Source organism: Streptomyces sp. 147326, from assembly GCF_045000215.1.
GTDB lineage: Bacteria > Actinomycetota > Actinomycetes > Streptomycetales > Streptomycetaceae > Streptomyces.
In genome coordinates this window covers 7647920-7666685 of record NZ_CP134201.1, presented here as the reverse complement: position 1 = coordinate 7666685, position 18766 = coordinate 7647920, and the positions used below count along the sequence as shown (strand labels likewise).

Genomic DNA, 18766 nt, shown 5'->3' with positions numbered 1-18766 from the left:
CCGGTCTCACTTCAATTAGTAATATGACTAGTAGTCAGGAAGCGAAGAAGCAAGAGCTTCCGCCGACCGCGTGGGCCGTGCTCGGCCTGCTCTCCTTCCCCGGTGAGCGGACCGGCTACGAGCTGAAGAAGTGGGCGGACTCCTCGCTGCGCTTCTTCTACTGGTCACCGGCCATCAGCCAGATCTACGCGGAGCTGCGCCGTCTGGAGGAACTCGGTTACGCCGCCTCCGCACGCTCGGGCCCCGAGGAGGCGCGGGCCAAACGGCGGTACGCCATCACCGACGCGGGCCGCGCGGCCCTGTCCGGCTGGGCCGCCGACACCGCCGAGGCGGGACCGCCGGTGCTCAAGCACGGTCTGCTGCTGCGGATCTGGCTCGGCCACCTGGCCGAGCCGGAGCGGCTGCGCGCGATGGTCGACGAGCACATGGAGCGCACCCGGGGCGAGCTGGCCGCCGTACGGGAGGCCATGGAGCAGGCGGACGGCGTACCGGAATGGGCCTTCCCCGCCCTCGCGCTGCGCTGGAGCGAACGCCAGCACCTGGCCGAGCTGGAGCTGGCTGAGGCCCTGCTCGCCGACCTGGCGGCGCTCCCGGAGGCCGGAGCGGCCGGCAGCGCGCGGACCGGCTCGGAGACCGGATCCGAGGCGGGCCCGGAGGCCGGCGACGAAGGCCGTCAAGCCGACGGGGACGCGCCCACCCCCGGGTGACGCGGCGGGCCCGGCGCCGGCCGCCGCGGGGCGCACAACCCTGGCGGGAAGCGGCCTGAGCGCCCTTCCGGGTCGGTGCACGGGCGGTCCCTTCGCACCCTCGGCGCACTAGCATGCGTCCTCATCGCGCGCGGCCGGTCGGGACACCGCGACCGCGCGGGGAGCCGCCGTCGACGGAAGCGAGAGAACCTTGACTTTCCTCACCATCGGTCACCGCGGGGTCATGGGTGTCGAACCGGAGAACACCTTGCGGTCGTTCGTTCGAGCGGAACGTTCCGGCATGGACGTCGTCGCCCTGGATCTCCGGCTGAGCAAGGACGGCGCCCTCGTCGCCCTGCACGACCCCGAGGTGGACCGGACCACCGACGGCTCGGGGGCCGTCGCCGATCTGACCCTGGCCGAGCTGCGCGAGCTCGACGCCGGTCAGGGCGAGCGGGTGCCGGTCCTCGAGGAGGTCCTGGACGCGGTCCGGGTGCCGCTCCAGGTGTCCGTACGGGACCGGGCCGCGGCCGGCGTGCTGGCGGAGCTGATCCTGCGCCGCGACCTGACCGGCCGGGTGGAGGTGGCCTCCGCCGACGGGGCGTTGCTCGCCGAGGTGGCCCGGCTGGTGCCCGGCGTACGGACCACCCTGTACGCGGCCCCCGGGGACGGCGCCGGGGGCATCGTGGACCGGGCGCTGGCCGCGGGCGCCACGACGATCGCGGTGGACATCCACCTGCTCTCCCTGGAGACGGTGGAGTCGGCGCACGCGGCCGGCCTGCGGGTGACCGCCCTGGCGGTCAACACCCTGGACCAGCTGCGGCTGGCGCGGGCGCTCGGGCTGAACGGCGCGGCCACGGACCTCCCGGAGATCCGCAGCACGGGCCGGTTCACCGCCTGACGGCCTTGCGGACCCGACCGTCCTGACGAGGGGTCAGAGCGTCTTGACGAGCAGCTCGAAAGCGAGGTCGTCCCGGAGCGGGACGCCGAAGCGCTCGTCGCCGTAGGGGAAGGGGCTCAGCTCACCGGTGCGCAGGTAGCCGCGGCGCACGTAGTAGGCGATGAGCTCCTCCCGCACGTTCACCACCGTCATCCGCATTTCCTTCGCACCCCACGTCTCGCGGGCGCGGCGCTCGGCCTCGGCCAGGATCTCCTTGCCGAGGCCGGCTCCCTGGAGCCCGGGGCGGACGGCGAACATGCCAAAGTAGACGTGGTCCCCGCGGTGTTCGAGCTGGCAGCAGGCGACGAGTTCACCCGCGCGCTCGACGACGAGCAGGACGCTGTCGGGGCTTTCGATGACGGCGCGCACCCCGTCCGGGTCCGTGCGCTGCCCGTCCAGGTAGTCGGCCTCGGTGGTCCAGCCGGCACGGCTGGCGTCCCCGCGGTACGCGGACTCGACGAGCACCACCAATTCCGGTACGTCCGCCTCCACGGCGCTGCGGAAACTGAGGGCGGCTGACTGGGCGGTCGACATCGGGCGCTCCGTTCGGTGCGGTGGCATATGACATGCCTGGTGCGGCAGGGAGAGCGTATCCCGGGGCCGCGTGAGCGCCGTGGGAGAGGGGCATCTCTCCCCGTGACGCGTGACGCGTGACGCGTGATGCCGACGAACCGGGGGTTCCGCCGTGCACGGTTCAGCCACGTCCCTCTCCGACCCGGTGTCCGTTTCCGTGTCCGCCTGGCTGCTGGTGCTGCTGTGCGCGGTGAGCGGTGGGTACTGCCTGCGGCGGGTGCGCACGTCGGGCGGAGCGGCGGCCGCGGAGGCGGTGATGGGGTTCGGCATGGCGCTGATGGCCGTTCCCCTCGCCCGCGCCGACGGGTGGCGGGCTCCCGTGCTGGGCGTGGTCTTCTGCGGCGCGGCCCTGCACGCCCTGTGGCTGCTGCGGGGCGGGGCGCACCACACCCACCACCTGGTGGGCTCCCTGACGATGGTCTACATGAGCCTGACGGCAGCGGTCTCCGGGAACGGTCACGGACATGGGCACGGCCAGGGCGCCGGCCTGCCACTGCTGACCGGGGCGCTGCTCCTCTACTACGCCGGGTACGTGGTCCTCGGGGGCACCCGGCTGCTCACCGCGGGAGGCCCCGCCGGGCAGCCGGTCGCCGCGGGCCCGGGCGGACCGGCCGAGCTGATCCGCGCCTGCCGACTGGCCATGGGAATGGGGATGTTGGCGATGCTGCTCGCGATGTGACGGCGCCGACGGACGTGTCCTGCGTCACCAAAGCCCCGAGGCCGTACCCGCAGGTAGTCCCGCGCTCATAGGCTGGCGACCATGATGGTCACCGCCGCTCTCCTGATGCTCGGCGCCCTGACCGCGGTGCTCGCCCCCCGCCTGCTGGCCCGGGCCCGATGGCCCGAGCGCGAGCCGGTCGTGGCGCTGTGGGCGTGGCAGTGCGCGGTCGGTGCCGTGCTCCTGTGCTTCGGACTGTCGATGCTGCTGAGTGCGGCGGCCGCCTGGCAGGCGGTCCGGGGCCGGCTCTTCGCCGCCGCCCCGCACGGGGTGGTCGACGCCTACGCCCTGGGCGCGTCCGGCGGGCCCTGGGCCGCGGCCACCGCGCTGGCGCTGGCGGGCGGTGCGCTGTGGACCGGGGCGATGCTGACCGGTGAGGTGCTGCGGGCCCGGGCCCGGCGGCGCGCGCAGGGCAGCGAACTGCTCGTACGGGCCCCGCTGCTTCCGGGCGAAGATCCCTCGGGCGCGCGGCTCGTCGTACTGGAGGGTCCGCGGCCGGACGCCTGGTGGCTGCCGGGAGCGGTCCCTCAGCTGGTGGTGACCACGGCGGCACTGGGCCGGCTGAAGGGCAGCCAGCTGGACGCCGTACTGGCGCACGAGCAGGGGCACGCGGCGGCCCGGCACGACTGGCTGCTGCACTGTTCGCGGGCGCTGGCCCGGGGATTCCCGCAGGTGCCGGTCTTCGCGGCCTTCGAGGCGGAGATGCACCGGCTGGTGGAGATGGCCGCCGACGACGTGGCCTCGCGGCGGTTCGGACGGCTGACGATCGCGCTGGCGCTGGTCGGGCTCAATGAGGACCGGGGGGTGTTCGCGGCCTCCACCCAGCAGGCGCACGTCCCGCAGCGGGTGCGGAGGCTGCTCGCGGCCGCGCCCCGGCTGTCGCCGGGCCGCAGGCTGCGCCTGACCGCGCTGGCCACGCTGGTCCCGGCGGTACCGCTGGTGGTGGCTTTCGTGCCGGGGCTGAGCGCGCTGGCGTAGTGCCCCCTCGTGGCGCGCCCGCGGCGCGGCCCGGCGACCCGCGCGCCGGTGCGAGGATCGCCCCATGCGGAACAACCCCCTTCGGTGGGCGGGCGTCCTCGCCGCTCTGCTCGTGTCGGTCCTGACGGCGCTGGTGGTGGCGGGGTGGCGGCCGCTCCTCTCCTGCGACCTCCGGGTCGCCGGGGACCTGCACGCCCACGCCGTCGCCCACCCCGGGGTCACGCAGGCCATGCGGGTGCTGTCCGACTGGGTGTGGGATCCGTGGACCATGCGGACGCTGGCCGCCGTCGCGTGCGTCCTGCTGTGGTGGCGCGGCGACCGGGAGCGGGCGCTTCGGGTGGCGCTGGCCACCCTGGTGGCCACAGTGGTGCAGCAGGGACTGAAGGCACTGGTGGGCCGGGAGCGCCCGGTGTGGCCCGATCCGGTGGACTCGGCGCAGTACGCGGCCTACCCGTCCGGGCACGCCATGACGGCGACGGTGGTGTGCGGGCTGCTCCTGTGGCTGCTCCCCCGGCCGCTGTCGCAGCCCCTCCCCCGGCCTCTCCCCCCTACGCTCCCGGCGTGGGCGCCGGCCGCCGCCTGGGTGGTGGCCGCGGTCTCGGTGCTCGGGGTCGGCTTCACCCGTGTCTACCTCGGGGTCCACTGGCTGTCCGACGTGGTGGCGGGCTGGCTGCTGGGCGTGGCCGTGGTGGCGCTCGCGACGTCCGGATCGGGCCGTCGGCGCGGGTCCGGCACTGCGGACCGGTGAGGGGTGTGGGGTGCCTGCTCTGGGCGATCCCCCGTTTCACCCAGAGCAGGCGACCCCGTGCGCTGAGTATATTGGCTCTGAGCCAGTCAACGCAGGAGTAAGCATGGTCCCGCGCAGCGCATCGGTCAATGAAGAATTGCGCAGACGTTCCCGGGAGCGCCTGCTCCAGTCCACGGTCGAGCTCGTCGCCTCGCGCGGCTACGAGGCCACGACCCTCGGCGACATCGCCGACCGGGCCGGCGCCGCCCGCGGCCTGGTCTCGTACTACTTCCCGGGCAAACGGCAGTTGCTGCAGTCGGCGGTACACCGGCTGCTGCACCTGACGCTGGACGCCGCGCTGGAGCGGGAGCCCCGCACCGACGACGGGCGCGAGCGGCTCGCGCGCGCCATCGACGCGATCCTCGGGCTGGCGCGGGACGAGCCGCTGCTGATGCGGAACCACATGGCGGGCATCCTCACGGCCGAGGGCTTCGTGCGGTGTCCGGAGCAGCAGCGGCTGGCGGAACTGCTGCGGGACACCGTCGCCCGGTACGGCTCGGCGGACGTGGACGCGGACTATCCGCTGCTGCGTGCCCTCCTGATGGGTGCGGTCGTGGCGATCCTGCTGCCGGGCGCCCCGATGCCGGAGGCCCGGCTGCGGGCCGAGCTGTTCCAGCGCTACGGACTGGACTGGGAGCTCGGCGTTCCGCCGGACGGCGGGCCGCCCGGCGGAACGTTTCCCTCACACCCTTAGCGCCATGGACGTCAGTGGTACTCGGGCTGGCTCTGCACGTTGAGCCGGTCCATCCACACCCACTTGGCGCTCTCGGTGCGCCAGTCGTCGATCCGCAGCACGTCGAGGCCCTTGGCGATGTCGTTCGAGTAGATGTGCCCGTTGTAGTAGTACGCCGACCAGGACCCGCCCAGTCCGAGCCGGTCCGTCGTCAGCGGTCCGCGCTCGAAGTACGCGATCTCCCTGGGCCGCGCGGAGTCGGTGAACTCCCATACGGACACGCCGCCCTGGTACCAGGCCTGCACCATGATGTCGCGGCCGCCGCCGACCGGGACCAGCGAGCCGTTGTGGGCCACGCAGTTCTCGGTGTCGGCCTGGTGGCGCGGGATCTTGAAGTAGCTGCGGAAGACGAGCTTGCGCTGGTCCCCGCGGCCGGTGATGTCGTAGACCCCGTCGGCGCCCCGGTCGGGGCCGGTGGCCCCGTTGCAGGTGGCACCGGAACCGCCGCCGAGCTCGTCGGTGAACACCACCTTGTCCGCCCGCTCGTTGAAGGTGGCCGAGTGCCAGAACGCGAAGTTCACGTTGTCCTGCACCCGGTCGATGACCTTCGGCTGCTCGGGCTTGCTGATGTCGAAGAGGATGCCGTCGCCCATGCAGGCACCGGCGGCCAGCTTCTTCGAGGGCAGCACGGTGATGTCGTGGCAGCCGGTGGTCTTGGAGACGCCGGGGTTGGTGGGCTGGCCCGGGTTGCCGCCGTCCGGGAAGAGGATCGGGAAGGCGACGACGGCGGCCTTCGCCGGCGCCTTCTTCGGGACCTTCACCACGGAGATGCCGTCGTGCGGCGGCTTGCAGTCGGGGAAGGCCTCGTTCGGGGAGTACGAGGCGACGTAGAGGTAGATGTCCCGGTCGCCCGGCACCAGGGTGTGGGTGTGGGAACCGCATGCGGTCTCGACGGACTTGATGTACCTGGGGTTCTTCTTGTCCTTGATGTCGAAGATCTTGATGCCCTCCCACGAGGACTTCTCCGTCGCGGGCTGCGAGACGCTGTTGCAGGAGTCGTCGCTGCGCGAGGAGTCGGTGGAGAGGAAGAGCAGGTCCCCGTGGACGGAGACGTCGTTCTGGCCGCCGGGGCAGAGCACCTGGGAGACGGTCTTCGGTGCCTTCGGATCGGCGATGTCGTAGATCGTGAAGCCGCTGTAGCTGCCCGCGTAGGCGTACCTGCCCTGGAAGGCCAGGTCGGAATTGATGTTCGCGGGATCGGTGCCGGGGATGTTGGCCAGGTGCCTGATGTTGCGGCTGTGCACGATCTCGTCCTGGCCGGGGATCTCGCCCGGGGCCAGTTCCCTGCCCTCGACGGAGCTCGCGCTCTGCTGGTTGCCGCTGCCGCTGCCGGGTGTCAAGTCGCCCGGGTCGGGGGTGGCCGACGCCGGTCCGGCTGCCAGGAGCGTGGTGAGGAGGCCGGCCGCCGCGACGGCCACCCCCACCCTCCTGTTCCGCACTCGCCTGGTGTGTAGCGAGGTCACTGTGCCCTCCGATGGGGGAGCCCGATCGGTTCCGCCCGCAAGGGAACGGAACCAGGACCCCGGCAGTATCTTCCTTTCCATGGACATGGCAAAAGCCCTCCGGGGCCGCGAGGCGCAGACAGCGCTGCTCCGCCGCACCGCCGCGGCCATCGCCACCGCCGGCCTCCTGCTGACGCTCACCGGCTGCCAGGGTGAGGACGAGGGGGCGGACCGGGCCGGAGAGGGACGGCCCGTGGTCGTCGCCCCGGGCCGGCCCGGCGAGAAGGCGCGCACCCTCACCCCCGAACAGGCCGCGAAGGCGAAGCCCGACGACAGCCCGAACGCCGCCGACCGCGCCTACGTGCAGCGCATGATCGAACACCACCGGCAGGCGCTGACCATGAGCGCGCTGGCCCCGGAGCGGGCCGCGGCGGACGGGGTCAAGCGGCTGGCGGAACGGATCTCGGCCGCCCAGCAGCCCGAAATCGGGGCGATGGAGAAGTGGCTGACCCTCCACCCGGCCCCGTCGGGGGGCTCCGGCGGGCCCGGCCACGACCACGCCGCGATGCCGGGCATGGCGACGGAGGAGCAGCTCGAGGAGCTGACCGGGGCCCGCGGCGCCGATTTCGACCGGCTCTTCCTGAAGCTGATGACCGCCCACCACGAGGGCGCCCTGAAGATGGCCGGCGAGGCGCTGGGCGCGGGCAACAACGTGGCGGTCGAGGAGATGGCCACCGAGGTGGTGGCCACGCAGAGCGCCGAGATCCACCGGATGCGCGCGATGGGCTGACGGCGGAGGGTGCCGGTGTCATGCTGGGACCACCTGCGGGAGGAGCTCCGCCGTGCTTCGTGTCGCCGTCGTCGGATCGGGCCCCAGCGGGGTGTACGCGGCCCAGACGCTGGTCCAGCAGCGCGAGGTGCCCGGGATGCGGGTCGACGTACTGGACCGGCTGCCCGCCCCGTACGGGCTCGTGCGGTACGGGGTCGCCCCGGACCACGAGAAGATCAAGTCGCTGCAGGGCAGCCTGCGCACCGTGCTGGAGGACGAGCGGATCCGATTCCTCGGGAACGTCCAGGTCGGCGGGCCGGAGCTGTCCACGGCGCGGCTCCTGGAGCTGTACCACGCGGTGGTGTACTGCGTGGGCGCGGCGCGGGACCGGCTGCTGGGGATCCCCGGCGAGGAGCTCGCCGGGGTGCACTCCGCGACGGCCTTCGTGTCCTGGTACAGCGGCCACCCCGACGCCCTCGGCGAGGTCTTCGACCTGCCGGGGGTGGAGTCGGCGGTGGTCGTCGGGGCGGGCAACGTCGCGGTGGACGTGACCCGGATCCTGGCCCGTGGCACGGCGGAACTGGCGCCGACGGACATGCCGCAGCCGGCGCTCGGCGCGCTCGCGGACAGCGGGGTGCGCAGGGTGGCGATGGTGGCCCGGCGCGGGCCCTCGCAGGGCAAGTTCACCACCAAGGAACTGCGCGAACTGGGCACCCTGCCGGGGGTGGACACGCTCGCGGACCGCGCCGAGCTGGCGCTCGACCCCATGTACGCCGATCCGGGCGCGGCCGCCGCGCTGCCGGCGGTGGCGCGGCGGAACCTGGAGGTGCTGCGCGGCTGGGCGGAGGCGGATCCCGGCGCGCAGCCGCGCCGCATCGCCCTGCGGTTCTACCTGCGTCCGGTGGAGATCCTCGGCGGGCCCGACGGGCGGGTCACGGGCATGCGCTTCGAGCGGACCGCCCCGGACGGGCGCGGCGGGGTGACCGGGACGGGGGTCCACGAGGACATCGAGGCGCAGTTGGTGCTGCGTTCGGTGGGGTACAAGGGCGTCCCGCTGGCCGGGCTGCCGTTCGATCCCGAGAGGGGGACGGTCCCGCACGCGGCGGGCCGGGTGATCCGTGCGGGCCGGGCCTCGGTCGGCGAGTACGTGGCGGGCTGGATCAAGCGCGGCCCGACCGGGGTGATCGGCACGAACCGACCGTGCGCCAAGGAGACCGCGTCCTCACTGCTCCAGGACGCGGCGGTGCTGGCCCGGCGCGAGCTGACCGGGGACCCGCTGGACGCCCTGCGGGCAGCGGGCCTGCACCCGGTGGAGTGGCCGGGCTGGCAGGCCATCGAAACGGCCGAGGCCGATCTGGGCCGTTCCCTGGGCCGCCGCTCCGTCAAGATCCCGGACTGGCCCGGGCTGTTGGGCGCCGCGGGGCTGGCGTAGGGGATGTCGCGCATTAGAGTGCTGCGGTGATGCGCGGAAGAAATCTGGTACTTGCGGTGACCGTGGCGGCCTGCGCCGTGCTGTCGGGGTGTTCGGACGAGGGCCCCGGCCGGGCCGCACCCGCACCGGGCCCCACCGTGACGAGCACGGCCGCTCCCCCGGACGCGGCGGCCCTCGCCGAGCGGTACCGGCAGGCGGGCGGAGACGCCGACGTGTACGGCATCGAGCAGGTGCCCGGGCCGGACGGGGCATCGCCCCTGATCGTCGTCCGCACCCACAACCCGGACACGGACGACGCCCGGTTCAAGCGGCAGGCGGCGTCCGTCACCGCGTACCTGACGCTCAGCGAGGGCGTCACGCTGCCCCACGGCTACCGCATGGACGTCTTCGGCCCGGACGGCGAGCTGCTCCACCGCTGGGACGCATCGGCCTAGGCGAGGCGCGCCGCCTCGGCCTCGGCCGCCGTGAGGACGCTGTCGAGGAGGCCGGGGTAGAGGGCCTCCAGGTCGTCGCGGCGCAGGGCGTTCAGCTTGGTGGTGCCGCGGTAGGTCTGGCGTACGACTCCGCTCTCCCGCAGCACGCGGAAGTGGTGGGTGGTCGTGGACTTGGTGACCGGCAGGTCGAAGTACGAGCAGGCCAGGTCCGCGGCCGAGGCGGCCAGATCCCGGACGATGGACAGCCGGACCGGGTCGGAGAGCGCGTGCAGTACGCCCTCCAGCCGGATCTCGGCCGCTTCGGGGTGGGCGAGGGTGCGGCCGGCGTCCCGTTCCGTCATGTCCCTGCTCCACTCACTCGGTTTGCTGCGGGCCCCCATCGTACGAGAGCCGTCGAAGGAGTCGGGGGTCCCGTGGAGATCGACGGAACCGGGAGGTGCGGCTCCGGGGCCGGCCGGGGCGCCGGAGCCGCACCGGTCACCAGGAGCGGTGGTACTGCTCGGGCGTACGGATCTCCGCGCCCAGCTCGGCGGCCGCGCGGCGGGCCCAGTACGGGTCGCGCAGCAGCTCCCGGGCGAGCAGGACCGCGTCGGCCTCCCCGTTGGCGAGGATCTTCTCGGCCTGCTCCGGTTCGGTGATCAGGCCGACGGCGGCCACGGGGAGGGTGGTCTCCTCCTTGACCCGGGCGGCGAAGGGCACCTGGTAGCCCGGGCCGACGGGGATCGACACCCCGGGGGCGAGGCCGCCGGTGGAGACGTCGAGGAGGTCCACGCCGTGCTCTTGGAGCAGCCGGGCCAGGAGCACCGTCTCGTCGGCGGTCCAGCCGTCCTCCTCCAGCCAGTCGGTGGCGGAGATCCGGAAGAGCAGCGGGAGCTCCTCGGGCCACACCGCCCGTACGGCGTCCACGACTTCGAGGGCGAAGCGGGTCCGGTTCTCGAAGGAACCGCCGTAGGAGTCGGTGCGCCTGTTGCTGTGCGGGGAGAGGAACTCCCCGATGAGGTAGCCGTGTGCGCCGTGGATCTCGACGACCTCGTAGCCCGCCGCGAGCGCGCGCTCGGTGGCGGCCGCGAACTGGCGGGTGATCCCGGCGATCTCGTCGACCGTCAGCTCGTGCGGTACGTGGCCGCCCTCGGCGAAGGGGACGGCGCTCGGGGCGACGGGCTGCCAGCCGTGCGCCTCGGGTCCGACCGGGCCGCCGCCCTTCCAGGTGCGGTCGGTCGAGGCCTTGCGGCCGGCATGGGCGATCTGGATGCCGGGGACGGTCCCCTGGGCCTTGAGGAAGGAGGTGATCCGGCGCAGCGCCTCGACCTGGGTGTCGTTCCAGATGCCGAGGTCGTAGGGGGTGATCCGGCCTTCCGGGGAGACGGCGGTGGCCTCCTGGATGATCAGGCCGGTGCCGCCGACGGCGCGGGCGGCGTAGTGCGCGAAGTGCCAGTCGTGCGCCACGCCCGCGTTCGGGCCGAACGCCTCGGCGCTGTACTGGCACATCGCCGCCATCCACACGCGGTTCGGGACCGTGACCGAGCGAAGGGTGTAGGGGGTGAACAGGGCGGCGAAGGCAGCGGGGTCCGCGGGGGCAGCACTCATCAGGGCTCCAGATGTCACCGGGCGCGCCGGGGATCGGCGGCTAAGTTCGAGACTCACCGTACTACGAATTTCCTCGTACTACGAGACCTCTCGTACAAGTGCGTCGAGCTCCGCGCGCAGCGCCCCCGCCAGGGCGTCCAGGTCGGGGACGGCCCCCGCGTCGGCGACCAGGCCGTAGTGGACGGTTCCCTTGTACGTGGACACCGCGACGGCCAGTGACTGACCCCGGGCCAGCGGGGCGAGCGGGTAGACCTCGCGGACCCGGCTGCCGCCGAGGGTGAAGGTGAGTCCGGGCAGCGGGACGCTGGTCACCAGGATGTCGAAGAGCAGCCGGGCGGCCTGGGCGACGAGGGGGCCTCCGAGCCGGTGGCCCAGCGGGTGGACGTGGTCGGCGAGCAGGGCGACGGCCCCGGCGCCCCGGGCGGGTCCGGCGTCCTTGTTGCGGTCCATCGCCGCCCGGATCCGGTCCAGGCGCAGCAGCGGGTCGCGCTCGGCCAGCGGCAGCCGCAGCAGGTAGCCGGAGAGCCGGTTCCCGCCGCCGGACCCGGCTCTGCCCCGGCGGGACACGGGGATCAGCGCACGGGGGCCCGGTCCGGTCGGCGCGGGATCGCCCCGCTCCTCCAGCCAGCGCCGCAGCGCCCCCGCGACCACGCAGATGAGCACGTCGTTGACGGTGCCACCGGCGGCTTTGCGGACCAGGTTGACCTCGTCCAGGTCGAGGGCGAGACCCGCGACGGCCCGGGTCCCCTTGCCGGCCGGGTCCGCGGTGAGGGCCGCGGGCACGCCCAGCGGCAGCCCGGAGCGGGCCACGGCGGCGCCGATCTCCAGGGCCTGACCGACGTCCTGGACCCGGGCGGCCAGGGTCCCGGGGAGCCGGCGCAGGACGGAGCCGGCCCGCTGCTCGGGGACCGGGCGCGCGGAGGTCCGCAGGGCCGGCCCCTCGTCGAAGAGCGCGGCCGCCAGGGCCAGCGCGCCGAGGCCGTCGGCGAGGGCGTGGTGGAACTTGAAGAGCACCGCGAAGGACTCCGGGTCCGGCCCGGCCAGCACGTGGGCCTCCCAGGGCGGCAGTTCCCGGTCCAGCGGCCGGGCCATCAGCGGGCCGGCGGCGGCCTGCGGGTCCGCCTCGTCGGTACGGACGAGGAAGACGTGCCGCGCCGGGTCGAAACCGGGGTCCGGCGACCAGGCGGCCGCGCCGACCGGCAGCAGCACGTCGCGGATCCGGCGGCGCAGGCCCGGAACGGAGGCGCAGCGGGCGGCGAGCAGTGCGGCGGCGCGCTCGGCGGTCCCGGACGCGGTCCCGGACGCGGCCCCGGAGGTGGCTCCGGACGCGGTCCCGGGTCCGGCGGCGGGCCCGGCGCCGGGTCCGCCGGCGCGGAAGACGGCGAGGGCGCCGAGGTGCATGGGGTGGGCGGCGGATTCGATCCGCCAGAAGGCGAGGTCGAGCGGCGACAAGTGCTCGGTGGCCACGAAGGTCCTCTCGCGTACGACGGCAGAAGTGCTGTGGCCTGAAGTCAATCCATTCCGAACGCCTACGTTCAAGTAGCAACGATTTACGGAGGGTAAATGATCGGTATCGATCGGCTGCTCAGCAGCCCGGTGCCGTCCGCCGGGCCGCTGTCAGAGGGTGGGTGCAGACTGGCCGGAAAGACGCTTCACGAGGAACGCCCCGCAAGGACGACGAGGTCCGGAGGTACCGGCCATGCCCGATGTACTGCTGCTCGTGGGAACCCGGAAGGGACTCTTCATCGGCCGTCGCCGAGGGGACGGACCGTGGGAGTTCGACGGGCCGCATTTCAACGCCCAGGCCGTCTACGCGGTCGCCGTCGACCGGCGGGGGCCGGCCCCCCGGCTGCTGGTCGGCGGCGACAGCACGCACTGGGGGCCGTCCGTCTTCAGCTCGGACGACCTGGGCGCCACCTGGCACGAGCCCGCCGCGGCGGCCGTGAAGTTCCCCCAGGACACGGGAGCCTCCCTGGAGCGGGTCTGGCAGCTGCAGCCGGCCGGGCCCGAGGCCCCCGACGTGGTGTACGCGGGGACGGAGCCGGCCGCGCTGTTCCGCTCGACGGACCGCGGCGAGTCCTTCGAGCTGGTCCGCCCGCTGTGGGAGCACCCGAGCCGCGGCAAGTGGGTCCCGGGCGGCGGCGGTGAGGGTCTGCACACGGTGATCACCGATCCCGGCGACCGGGACGCGGTGACCGTGGCCGTCTCCACCGCCGGGGTGTTCCGGACCAAGGACGGCGGAGCCAGCTGGGAACCGTCCAACGAGGGGGTCTCGGCGGTGTTCCTGCCGGATCCCCACCCCGAGTTCGGCCAGTGCGTGCACAAGATCGCCCAGGACGCCGGGGACACGGACCGGCTGTACCTGCAGAACCACTGGGGCGTCTACCGCAGCGACGACGCGGGGTCCCGGTGGACCGACATCGGCGGCGGGCTCCCCTCCGACTTCGGCTTCGCGGTGGCCGCCCATCCGCACCGGCCGGACACCGCCTACGTCTTCCCGCTCAACGCCGACTCCGACCGCGTCCCGGCCGGGCACCGGTGCCGGGTCTTCCGCACCCGGGACGCGGGCGCCAGCTGGGAGCCGCTCTCGGAGGGGCTGCCCTCCGGGGACCACTACGGCACGGTCCTGCGGGACGCGCTGTGCACGGACGACGCGGACCCCGCGGGCATCTACTTCGGCAACCGCAACGGCGAGCTGTACGCCAGCCACGACGACGGCGAGAGCTGGCAGCTGCTGGCCGAGCACCTGCCGGACGTACTGTGCGTGCGGGCGGCGACCATCGGCGGGTGACGGTGAACCCGCATCGTTCGTGCGTCGTACGGTGAGGGCATGTCCGAGACCACGCACGGCATCACCACGGGGGCGGTGGCGCGTCACCTGGGCGTGTCCCCGACCACCCTGCGGTCCTGGGACCAGCGGTACGGCATCGGTCCCGCCGCGCACGAGGGCGGGCGGCACCGCCGCTGGACCCCCGCGGACATCGCCATGCTGGAGGAGATGTGCCGGCTCACCGCCTCCGGGGTGCCGCCCGCCGAGGCCGCGCGGGCTGCGCGGGGCGGGCGCTCCGGCGCGCTCGCGGACCGCCGACCCGGGGCGGACCGTCCGGTGGGACGGCCCGGGCCACCCCGGCCGCCGGGGCCGGCCGACGGGCCCTCGCACCCCGGCGACGAGCGGGACGTCCGGAACGATCGGGGCGATCGGGGCGAGCGGGGCGAGCGGGGCGAGCGGGGCGAGCGGGGCGAGCGGGACGTGCTCCGGGAGAGCCGGGGGCTGGCCCGCGCCGCCGTACGCCTCGACGGCCCGGCCCTGGACGCGCTGCTCGGCGACCTGATGGCGGGCCACGGGCTGGTCACCGTCTGGGAGGAGGTGATGGTGCCGACCCTGCACGCGGTGGGGCGCAAGTGGCAGTCCTCCGGCGACCGTTACGTCGAGGTGGAGCACCTGCTGTCCTGGCACGTCTCCACCGCCCTCCGGCGGGTGGCGCCCGCCGCCGCGCAACGCCGGACCGCCACTCCCCCGGTGCTGCTGGCCTGCGTCCCCGCCGAGCAGCACACCCTGCCCCTGGAGGCGCTGACGGCGGGGCTCGGCGAACGCGGCCTGCCGGCCCGGATGTTCGGCGCGGCCGTCCCCGCCGAGGCGCTGGACGCCGCCGTACGGCGCACGGGACCGGCCGCCGTCGTCCTCTGGTCCCAGGCCCGCTCCACCGCCGACCACGCGCTCGCCCGGCACGTCGCCGCGAGCATCTTCGGGGTCAAGGGGGCGCGGACGCACCCCGTGATGCTGCTCGCCGGCCCGGGCTGGGCTGGCCGCGCCCCCGGACCCGGCGCGCTGCGCCCCGGTGGGCTGCGGGAGGCGCTCGACCTCATCTCCCGGCTCTACGGAGCCCCCTAGGGCCCGGCGCAGCCGCTGGAGTCCGCGCCGGGCATGGCTCTTGACCGTGCCCAGGGGCAGACCGGTACGGCGGGCGATCTGGACCTGGGTCAGGTCGGCGTAGAAGGCGAGGGCCAGTACCTCGCGCTGGACACGCGGAAGGCGCGCGAGCTCACGGGTGACGCGGAGACGGTCGAGGACGCGCTCGCACCCGTCGGGCGCCGCGGCGTCCGGTGACAGGGCCGCCCCGGCCGCGACGGCCAGGTCGAGCCGGCGCGTCCGGGCGGTGAGCGCGTCGGCGACCTTCCGGCGGGTGATGCCGACCAGCCAGGCGGGGACGGGCCCGCGTGCGGGGTTGTACCCGGCGCGGCCGCACCACGCCGCGAGGAACACCTGCTGGGTGACGTCCTCGGCCTCCCTGACGTCGCCCAGCGTGCGGGCGGCCAGGTGGTGCACGAGGCTGCCCCAGCGCCGGTGGGCCAGGGCGAAGCACTCCGCGTCGCCCCGCCCGATCCCGCGGCCGATCTCCTCGTCCGGGAGCGCGTCCTGGAACGCGCCCGGGGCCCCGGCCCGGAGCACGTCGGTCGTGCCGGGTGCTGCGCTCATGACGACTCCGCCTCCTCGCCGCTGCCGGGAGCTCGGCCGCTCCCGCCCCCTCAGGCTCCGGCGCGGCCACGAGGCGCTTCAACTCGCATCGTTCGTGCGTCGTCCTGCGCGCCGACGCGGCCCGCGGGCAGGCTCAGTCACGGCCCCGGGCGTGGCGGAAGCGGGCCAGGCCGTCGGCGAGAGCGACGATCGGGTCGGGGTAGTCGCAGGCGTCCCGTTCCGGGCCGGTGAGCTTCCACGGCTCGTGGATCGTCCCGGCGGGCAGGCCTGCGAGCTCGGGGACCCAGCGGCGGACGTAGGCCCCGTGGGGGTCGTACCTCCGGCCCTGGAGGACGGGATTGAGGACCCGGTTGGGCCGCGTGTCGGTCCCCGTCCCGGCCACCCACTGCCAGTTGAGCTGGTTGTTCGCGACGTCGCCGTCCACGAGGAGGTCCAGGAAGTGGCGGGCGCCCTCGCGCCAGTCGACGTACAGCGTCTTCGTGAGGAAGGAGGCGGCGATCAGGCGTCCCCGGTTGTGCATCCAGCCCTCGTGGGCGAGTTGCCGCATGGCGGCGTCCACCACCGGGTAGCCGGTGCGCCCCTCGCGCCAGGCGCGGAGGTCCGCCTCCGCCTCGGCGCCCCGCCGCCAGTGGTCCTGCCGGGGCCGGTAGTCGGCGACGGCCGTCTCCGGCCGGGCGGCGAGCACCTGGTAGTGGAAGTCCCGCCAGCACAGCTGCCGTACGAAGGCGGTCGCACCCGAGCCGCCGCGGGCCCGCGCCCGGTGGACGGCCTCGGTGGCCGATACGGCGCCGAAGTGGAGGTACGCGGACAGGTGGGAGGTGGCATCGCCGGCGAGGTCGTCGTGGCGCTCCTCGTAGGTGTCGGCGAACCGGGACAGCCAGGCACCGAGCCGACGGCGGCCCTCCCGCTCCCCGCCCGTGGGGAGGCCCTCCGACACGTCCGCCGCGGAGGGCCGCCCGGGCAGTTCCTCGGAGCGCATCCCGCGGACCACCCGGACGGCCCGGGGGGCGGCGAGCGGCGTGCGCGGCTGCTCGGCGGCCCACCGCCTGAAGTACGGGGTGAAGACGGCGAAGTGGTCGGATCCCTGCGGGGTGACGGCGCCGGGCGGCACGGCGGTGGTCACCCCGTCGTGCACGTAGAGGCGGCGGCCGTCGGACTCCAGGGCGCGCCGCAGCCGTGCCTCGCGGTCGCGGGCGAAGCGGGAGCAGCCGGCCGCCATGTGCACCTCGTCCGCATCGGCCTGCCGCGCCACGGCGTGGACCTCGGCTACGGGGTCCCCGGTGCGCAGGACGAGCCGCCCGCCGCGGTCGCGCAGGCCCGCGTCGAGGTCGGCCAGGCAGTCGGCGAGGAAGGCCAGCCGGTTGGGCGCGGCGAACCCCGCCCGGTCGACGGCGGGATCCCGGACGAACAGCGGCACGACGTCGTGCGCCGCCGCCAGGGCGGCGCGCAGGGGCGGGTGGTCGTGAAGGCGGAGGTCGGAGGTGAAAAGGACGACGGAGTTCATGGCGCCACTCCCGGCGATCGGCCACCCGGCGGGCGCGCGCGGCGGCGGCGGGTGGGCTGCGTGCGGACTTGCCGCCCTCACTTCTGTCCGCCGCCGCCTCCCGGATGCACCATCGGCCCCGCCGTGCTCCCGGCCGCCTCCTCGGTGGGTTCCTCCGCCGTCCTCTCGGCCGTTCGTGCGATGTTTCGCGCCATGCCGCCGAAGACGATGGCGTGGAACGGCGCCACGCTCCACCAGTACAGCTGTCCCGCCAGGCCGCGCGGGTGGAAGAGGGCCCGCTGGCGGTAGAGCGTGCCGCCCGCGGCATCGCGGTCGACGCGCATTTCCAGCCAGGCGAGTCCGGGGAGCCGCATCTCCGCGCGCAGCCGCAGGAGGCGTCCCCGCTCGATCTCCTCGACCCGCCAGAAGTCGAGCGTGTCACCGACCCGGAGTCGTTCGGCGTCGCGCCGGCCCCGGCGCAGCCCCACCCCGCCGACGAGCCGGTCGAGCTGGCCCCGTACCGCCCAGGCCAGCGGGAAGGAGTACCAGCCGTTCTTGCCGCCCACCCCCTCGATGACCCGCCACAGCTGCTGCGGGGTCGCCGGGACGGCCTGCTCGCGCTCGTCGGTGTAGAGGCTGCCGCCCGCCCAGTCGGGGTCGGTGGGCAGCGGGTCGCTCGGGGCGCCGGGCAGCGAGGCGTTGGACCAGCGGGTCGTGACGCGGGCCTCCTTGACCCGTTCCAGGGCGAGCGCGAGCGCGCGGTCGAAGGGGACGGGCGTCCCCGGCCCGTCGGGCACGTACTGCCGGATGTCGTGTTCCGCGCAGACGACCTCGTACTTCAGTGATTCGGCGAGCGGGCGCGCGAGGGCGGCGGGCACGGGCGTGACCAGGCCGATCCAGTGGCTGGACAGGCGCGGGGTGAGCATGGGGACGGGCAGGATGAGCCGCCGGGGCAGTCCGGCGACCTCCGCGTAGCGGAGCATCATGTCCCGGTAGGTGAGGAGGTCGGGACCGCCGATGTCGAAGACCCGGCTGACGTCGCGCGGCATCCGCGCGCTGCCGACGAGGTAGCGCAGCACGTCCCGTACGGCGATGGGCTGGACGCGGGTGCCGACCCAGCTCGGCGTCACCATCACGGGGAGCCGTTCGGTGAGGTAGCGGAGCATCTCGAACGAGGCCGATCCGGAGCCGATGACGACGGCCGCGCGCAGTACGGTCGTGGGCACCCCGGAGCCGAGCAGGATCCGGCCCACCTCGGCCCGGGAGCGCAGGTGCGGGGAGAGTTCGCCTTCGGGCACGTCGCGCGGGGTGAGGCCGCCGAGGTAGACGATGCGGCCTACGCCGGCGGCGCGGGCCTCGGCGGCGAAGGTGGTGGCCGCGAGCCGGTCGGTCTCCTCGAACTCGCGCCCGGCTTCCAGGGAGTGCACCAGGTAGTAGGCCACGTCTACGTCCCGCAGGGCGGGACGCAGGCTCGCCGCGTCGGTGACGTCGCCGCGGACCACCTCGGCCCGTCCGGCCCACGGGTGGTCCCTGAGGTGGGCGGGGGTGCGGGCCAGGCAGCGCACGCGGTGGCCGGCGTCGAGCAGCTCGGGGACGAGCCGGCCGCCGATGTAGCCGCCCGCGCCGGTGACCAGGCAGTGCAGTCCGGTGGCCGGGGCCGGGGTCGCGGGCGGGGTCGGGTTCCGGGGATGCGTGCTCACGGGCTGTGCTCCGTTCGTTCCGTACCG

18 protein-coding genes and 1 pseudogene are annotated in these 18766 nt (G+C 74.4%); 11 read left to right on the top strand and 8 right to left on the bottom strand.

Annotated elements, in window-relative coordinates; translation table 11 throughout:
- The first annotated feature begins 23 nt into the window (after positions 1-23).
- Together RIU97_RS35090 and RIU97_RS35085 are read left to right on the top strand one after the other, a co-directional pair.
- The gene (locus tag RIU97_RS35090) at positions 24-707 is read left to right on the top strand and encodes a PadR family transcriptional regulator (protein WP_404961525.1); all 684 of its coding nucleotides are present in this window, start codon (positions 24-26) and stop codon (positions 705-707) included.
- A gap of 190 nt (positions 708-897) precedes the next feature.
- Complete coding sequence (locus RIU97_RS35085; protein WP_404961524.1) at positions 898-1587, top strand: glycerophosphodiester phosphodiesterase; 690 nt, start codon at positions 898-900, stop codon at positions 1585-1587.
- Positions 1588-1620: 33 nt separating this feature from the next.
- On the opposite strand, the gene RIU97_RS35080 is transcribed toward RIU97_RS35085, so the two are convergent.
- Positions 1621-2160: a GNAT family N-acetyltransferase gene (locus RIU97_RS35080; protein WP_404961523.1), complete on the bottom strand. Its 540-nt coding sequence runs from the start codon at positions 2158-2160 to the stop codon at positions 1621-1623.
- A gap of 151 nt (positions 2161-2311) precedes the next feature.
- Between RIU97_RS35080 and RIU97_RS35075 the strand changes: the two genes are divergently transcribed.
- From RIU97_RS35075 to RIU97_RS35060, 4 genes are all read left to right on the top strand, one after another.
- Positions 2312-2878 (top strand): DUF5134 domain-containing protein, encoded by a 567-nt coding sequence (locus tag RIU97_RS35075; RefSeq protein WP_404961522.1) that lies wholly within the window; start codon positions 2312-2314, stop codon positions 2876-2878.
- 81 nt (positions 2879-2959) lie between these two features.
- Complete coding sequence (locus tag RIU97_RS35070; RefSeq protein WP_404961521.1) at positions 2960-3895, top strand: M56 family metallopeptidase; 936 nt, start codon at positions 2960-2962, stop codon at positions 3893-3895.
- A 64-nt stretch (positions 3896-3959) separates the two neighbouring features.
- Positions 3960-4643 (top strand): phosphatase PAP2 family protein, encoded by a 684-nt coding sequence (locus RIU97_RS35065; RefSeq protein WP_404961520.1) that lies wholly within the window; start codon positions 3960-3962, stop codon positions 4641-4643.
- 103 nt (positions 4644-4746) lie between these two features.
- Positions 4747-5376: a TetR/AcrR family transcriptional regulator gene (locus tag RIU97_RS35060; RefSeq protein ID WP_404961519.1), complete on the top strand. Its 630-nt coding sequence runs from the start codon at positions 4747-4749 to the stop codon at positions 5374-5376.
- A gap of 11 nt (positions 5377-5387) precedes the next feature.
- On the opposite strand, the gene RIU97_RS35055 is transcribed toward RIU97_RS35060, so the two are convergent.
- On the bottom strand, positions 5388-6878 hold the full coding sequence (locus RIU97_RS35055; protein ID WP_404961518.1) for an LVIVD repeat-containing protein: 1491 nt from the start codon (positions 6876-6878) through the stop codon (positions 5388-5390).
- A 79-nt stretch (positions 6879-6957) separates the two neighbouring features.
- On the opposite strand from RIU97_RS35055, the gene RIU97_RS35050 reads away from it, so the two are divergent.
- Genes RIU97_RS35050 through RIU97_RS35040 form a run of 3 tightly spaced genes read left to right on the top strand, consistent with a single transcriptional unit; the run spans position 6958 to position 9492 of the window.
- The gene (locus RIU97_RS35050) at positions 6958-7647 is read left to right on the top strand and encodes a DUF305 domain-containing protein (protein WP_404961517.1); all 690 of its coding nucleotides are present in this window, start codon (positions 6958-6960) and stop codon (positions 7645-7647) included.
- A gap of 52 nt (positions 7648-7699) precedes the next feature.
- The gene (locus RIU97_RS35045) at positions 7700-9058 is read left to right on the top strand and encodes an FAD-dependent oxidoreductase (RefSeq protein WP_404961516.1); all 1359 of its coding nucleotides are present in this window, start codon (positions 7700-7702) and stop codon (positions 9056-9058) included.
- Positions 9059-9087: 29 nt separating this feature from the next.
- Positions 9088-9492 (top strand): hypothetical protein, encoded by a 405-nt coding sequence (locus RIU97_RS35040; RefSeq protein ID WP_404961515.1) that lies wholly within the window; start codon positions 9088-9090, stop codon positions 9490-9492.
- Here the strand turns inward: RIU97_RS35040 and RIU97_RS35035 are convergent.
- From RIU97_RS35035 to RIU97_RS35025, 3 genes are all read right to left on the bottom strand, one after another.
- Complete coding sequence (locus RIU97_RS35035) at positions 9489-9833, bottom strand: ArsR/SmtB family transcription factor (protein WP_404961514.1); 345 nt, start codon at positions 9831-9833, stop codon at positions 9489-9491. The two genes, RIU97_RS35040 and RIU97_RS35035, sit on opposite strands and share 4 nt — an antisense overlap.
- 136 nt (positions 9834-9969) lie before the next feature.
- On the bottom strand, positions 9970-11079 hold the full coding sequence (locus RIU97_RS35030; RefSeq protein ID WP_404961513.1) for an NADH:flavin oxidoreductase/NADH oxidase: 1110 nt from the start codon (positions 11077-11079) through the stop codon (positions 9970-9972).
- Positions 11080-11157: 78 nt separating this feature from the next.
- Entirely contained in the window at positions 11158-12546 is a 1389-nt protein-coding gene (locus RIU97_RS35025; protein WP_404961512.1) for a wax ester/triacylglycerol synthase family O-acyltransferase, read from the bottom strand.
- Positions 12547-12778: 232 nt separating this feature from the next.
- On the opposite strand from RIU97_RS35025, the gene RIU97_RS35020 reads away from it, so the two are divergent.
- The gene (locus RIU97_RS35020; RefSeq protein WP_404961511.1) at positions 12779-13870 is read left to right on the top strand and encodes a WD40/YVTN/BNR-like repeat-containing protein; all 1092 of its coding nucleotides are present in this window, start codon (positions 12779-12781) and stop codon (positions 13868-13870) included.
- 39 nt (positions 13871-13909) lie between these two features.
- On the top strand, positions 13910-14971 hold the full coding sequence (locus tag RIU97_RS35015) for a MerR family transcriptional regulator (RefSeq protein WP_404961510.1): 1062 nt from the start codon (positions 13910-13912) through the stop codon (positions 14969-14971).
- Here the strand turns inward: RIU97_RS35015 and RIU97_RS35010 are convergent.
- The 3 genes and pseudogenes from RIU97_RS35010 to RIU97_RS35000 form a co-directional block, all read right to left on the bottom strand.
- Positions 14966-15556 (bottom strand): annotated as a pseudogene (locus RIU97_RS35010) (sigma-70 family RNA polymerase sigma factor); the annotation flags it as partial. The gene RIU97_RS35015 and the pseudogene RIU97_RS35010 overlap by 6 nt on opposite strands.
- A 133-nt stretch (positions 15557-15689) precedes the next feature.
- Positions 15690-17060, bottom strand: coding sequence for a cryptochrome/photolyase family protein (locus RIU97_RS35005; protein WP_404961509.1), 1371 nt, complete (start codon positions 17058-17060; stop codon positions 15690-15692).
- Between the two features lie 77 nt (positions 17061-17137).
- Positions 17138-18739 carry an SDR family oxidoreductase gene (locus RIU97_RS35000; protein WP_404961507.1) on the bottom strand — a complete coding sequence of 534 codons (1602 nt, stop codon included), beginning with the start codon at positions 18737-18739 and terminating at the stop codon, positions 17138-17140.
- Between the last annotated feature and the right edge of the window lie 27 nt (positions 18740-18766).

Excerpts from the sequence above, each read along its gene's own strand:
- RIU97_RS35005 (WP_404961509.1), bottom strand. The coding sequence starts at position 17,060 with ATGAACTCCGTCGTCCTTTTCACCTCCGACCTCCGCCTTCACGACCAC.
- RIU97_RS35040 (WP_404961515.1), top strand. The coding sequence starts at position 9,088 with ATGCGCGGAAGAAATCTGGTACTTGCGGTGACCGTGGCGGCCTGCGCC.
- RIU97_RS35090 (WP_404961525.1), top strand. The coding sequence starts at position 24 with ATGACTAGTAGTCAGGAAGCGAAGAAGCAAGAGCTTCCGCCGACCGCG.
- RIU97_RS35035 (WP_404961514.1), bottom strand. The coding sequence starts at position 9,833 with ATGACGGAACGGGACGCCGGCCGCACCCTCGCCCACCCCGAAGCGGCC.
- RIU97_RS35050 (WP_404961517.1), top strand. The coding sequence starts at position 6,958 with ATGGACATGGCAAAAGCCCTCCGGGGCCGCGAGGCGCAGACAGCGCTG.
- RIU97_RS35070 (WP_404961521.1), top strand. The coding sequence starts at position 2,960 with ATGATGGTCACCGCCGCTCTCCTGATGCTCGGCGCCCTGACCGCGGTG.
- RIU97_RS35080 (WP_404961523.1), bottom strand. The coding sequence starts at position 2,160 with ATGTCGACCGCCCAGTCAGCCGCCCTCAGTTTCCGCAGCGCCGTGGAG.
- RIU97_RS35020 (WP_404961511.1), top strand. The coding sequence starts at position 12,779 with ATGCCCGATGTACTGCTGCTCGTGGGAACCCGGAAGGGACTCTTCATC.
- RIU97_RS35015 (WP_404961510.1), top strand. The coding sequence starts at position 13,910 with ATGTCCGAGACCACGCACGGCATCACCACGGGGGCGGTGGCGCGTCAC.
- RIU97_RS35060 (WP_404961519.1), top strand. The coding sequence starts at position 4,747 with ATGGTCCCGCGCAGCGCATCGGTCAATGAAGAATTGCGCAGACGTTCC.
- RIU97_RS35065 (WP_404961520.1), top strand. The coding sequence starts at position 3,960 with ATGCGGAACAACCCCCTTCGGTGGGCGGGCGTCCTCGCCGCTCTGCTC.
- RIU97_RS35030 (WP_404961513.1), bottom strand. The coding sequence starts at position 11,079 with ATGAGTGCTGCCCCCGCGGACCCCGCTGCCTTCGCCGCCCTGTTCACC.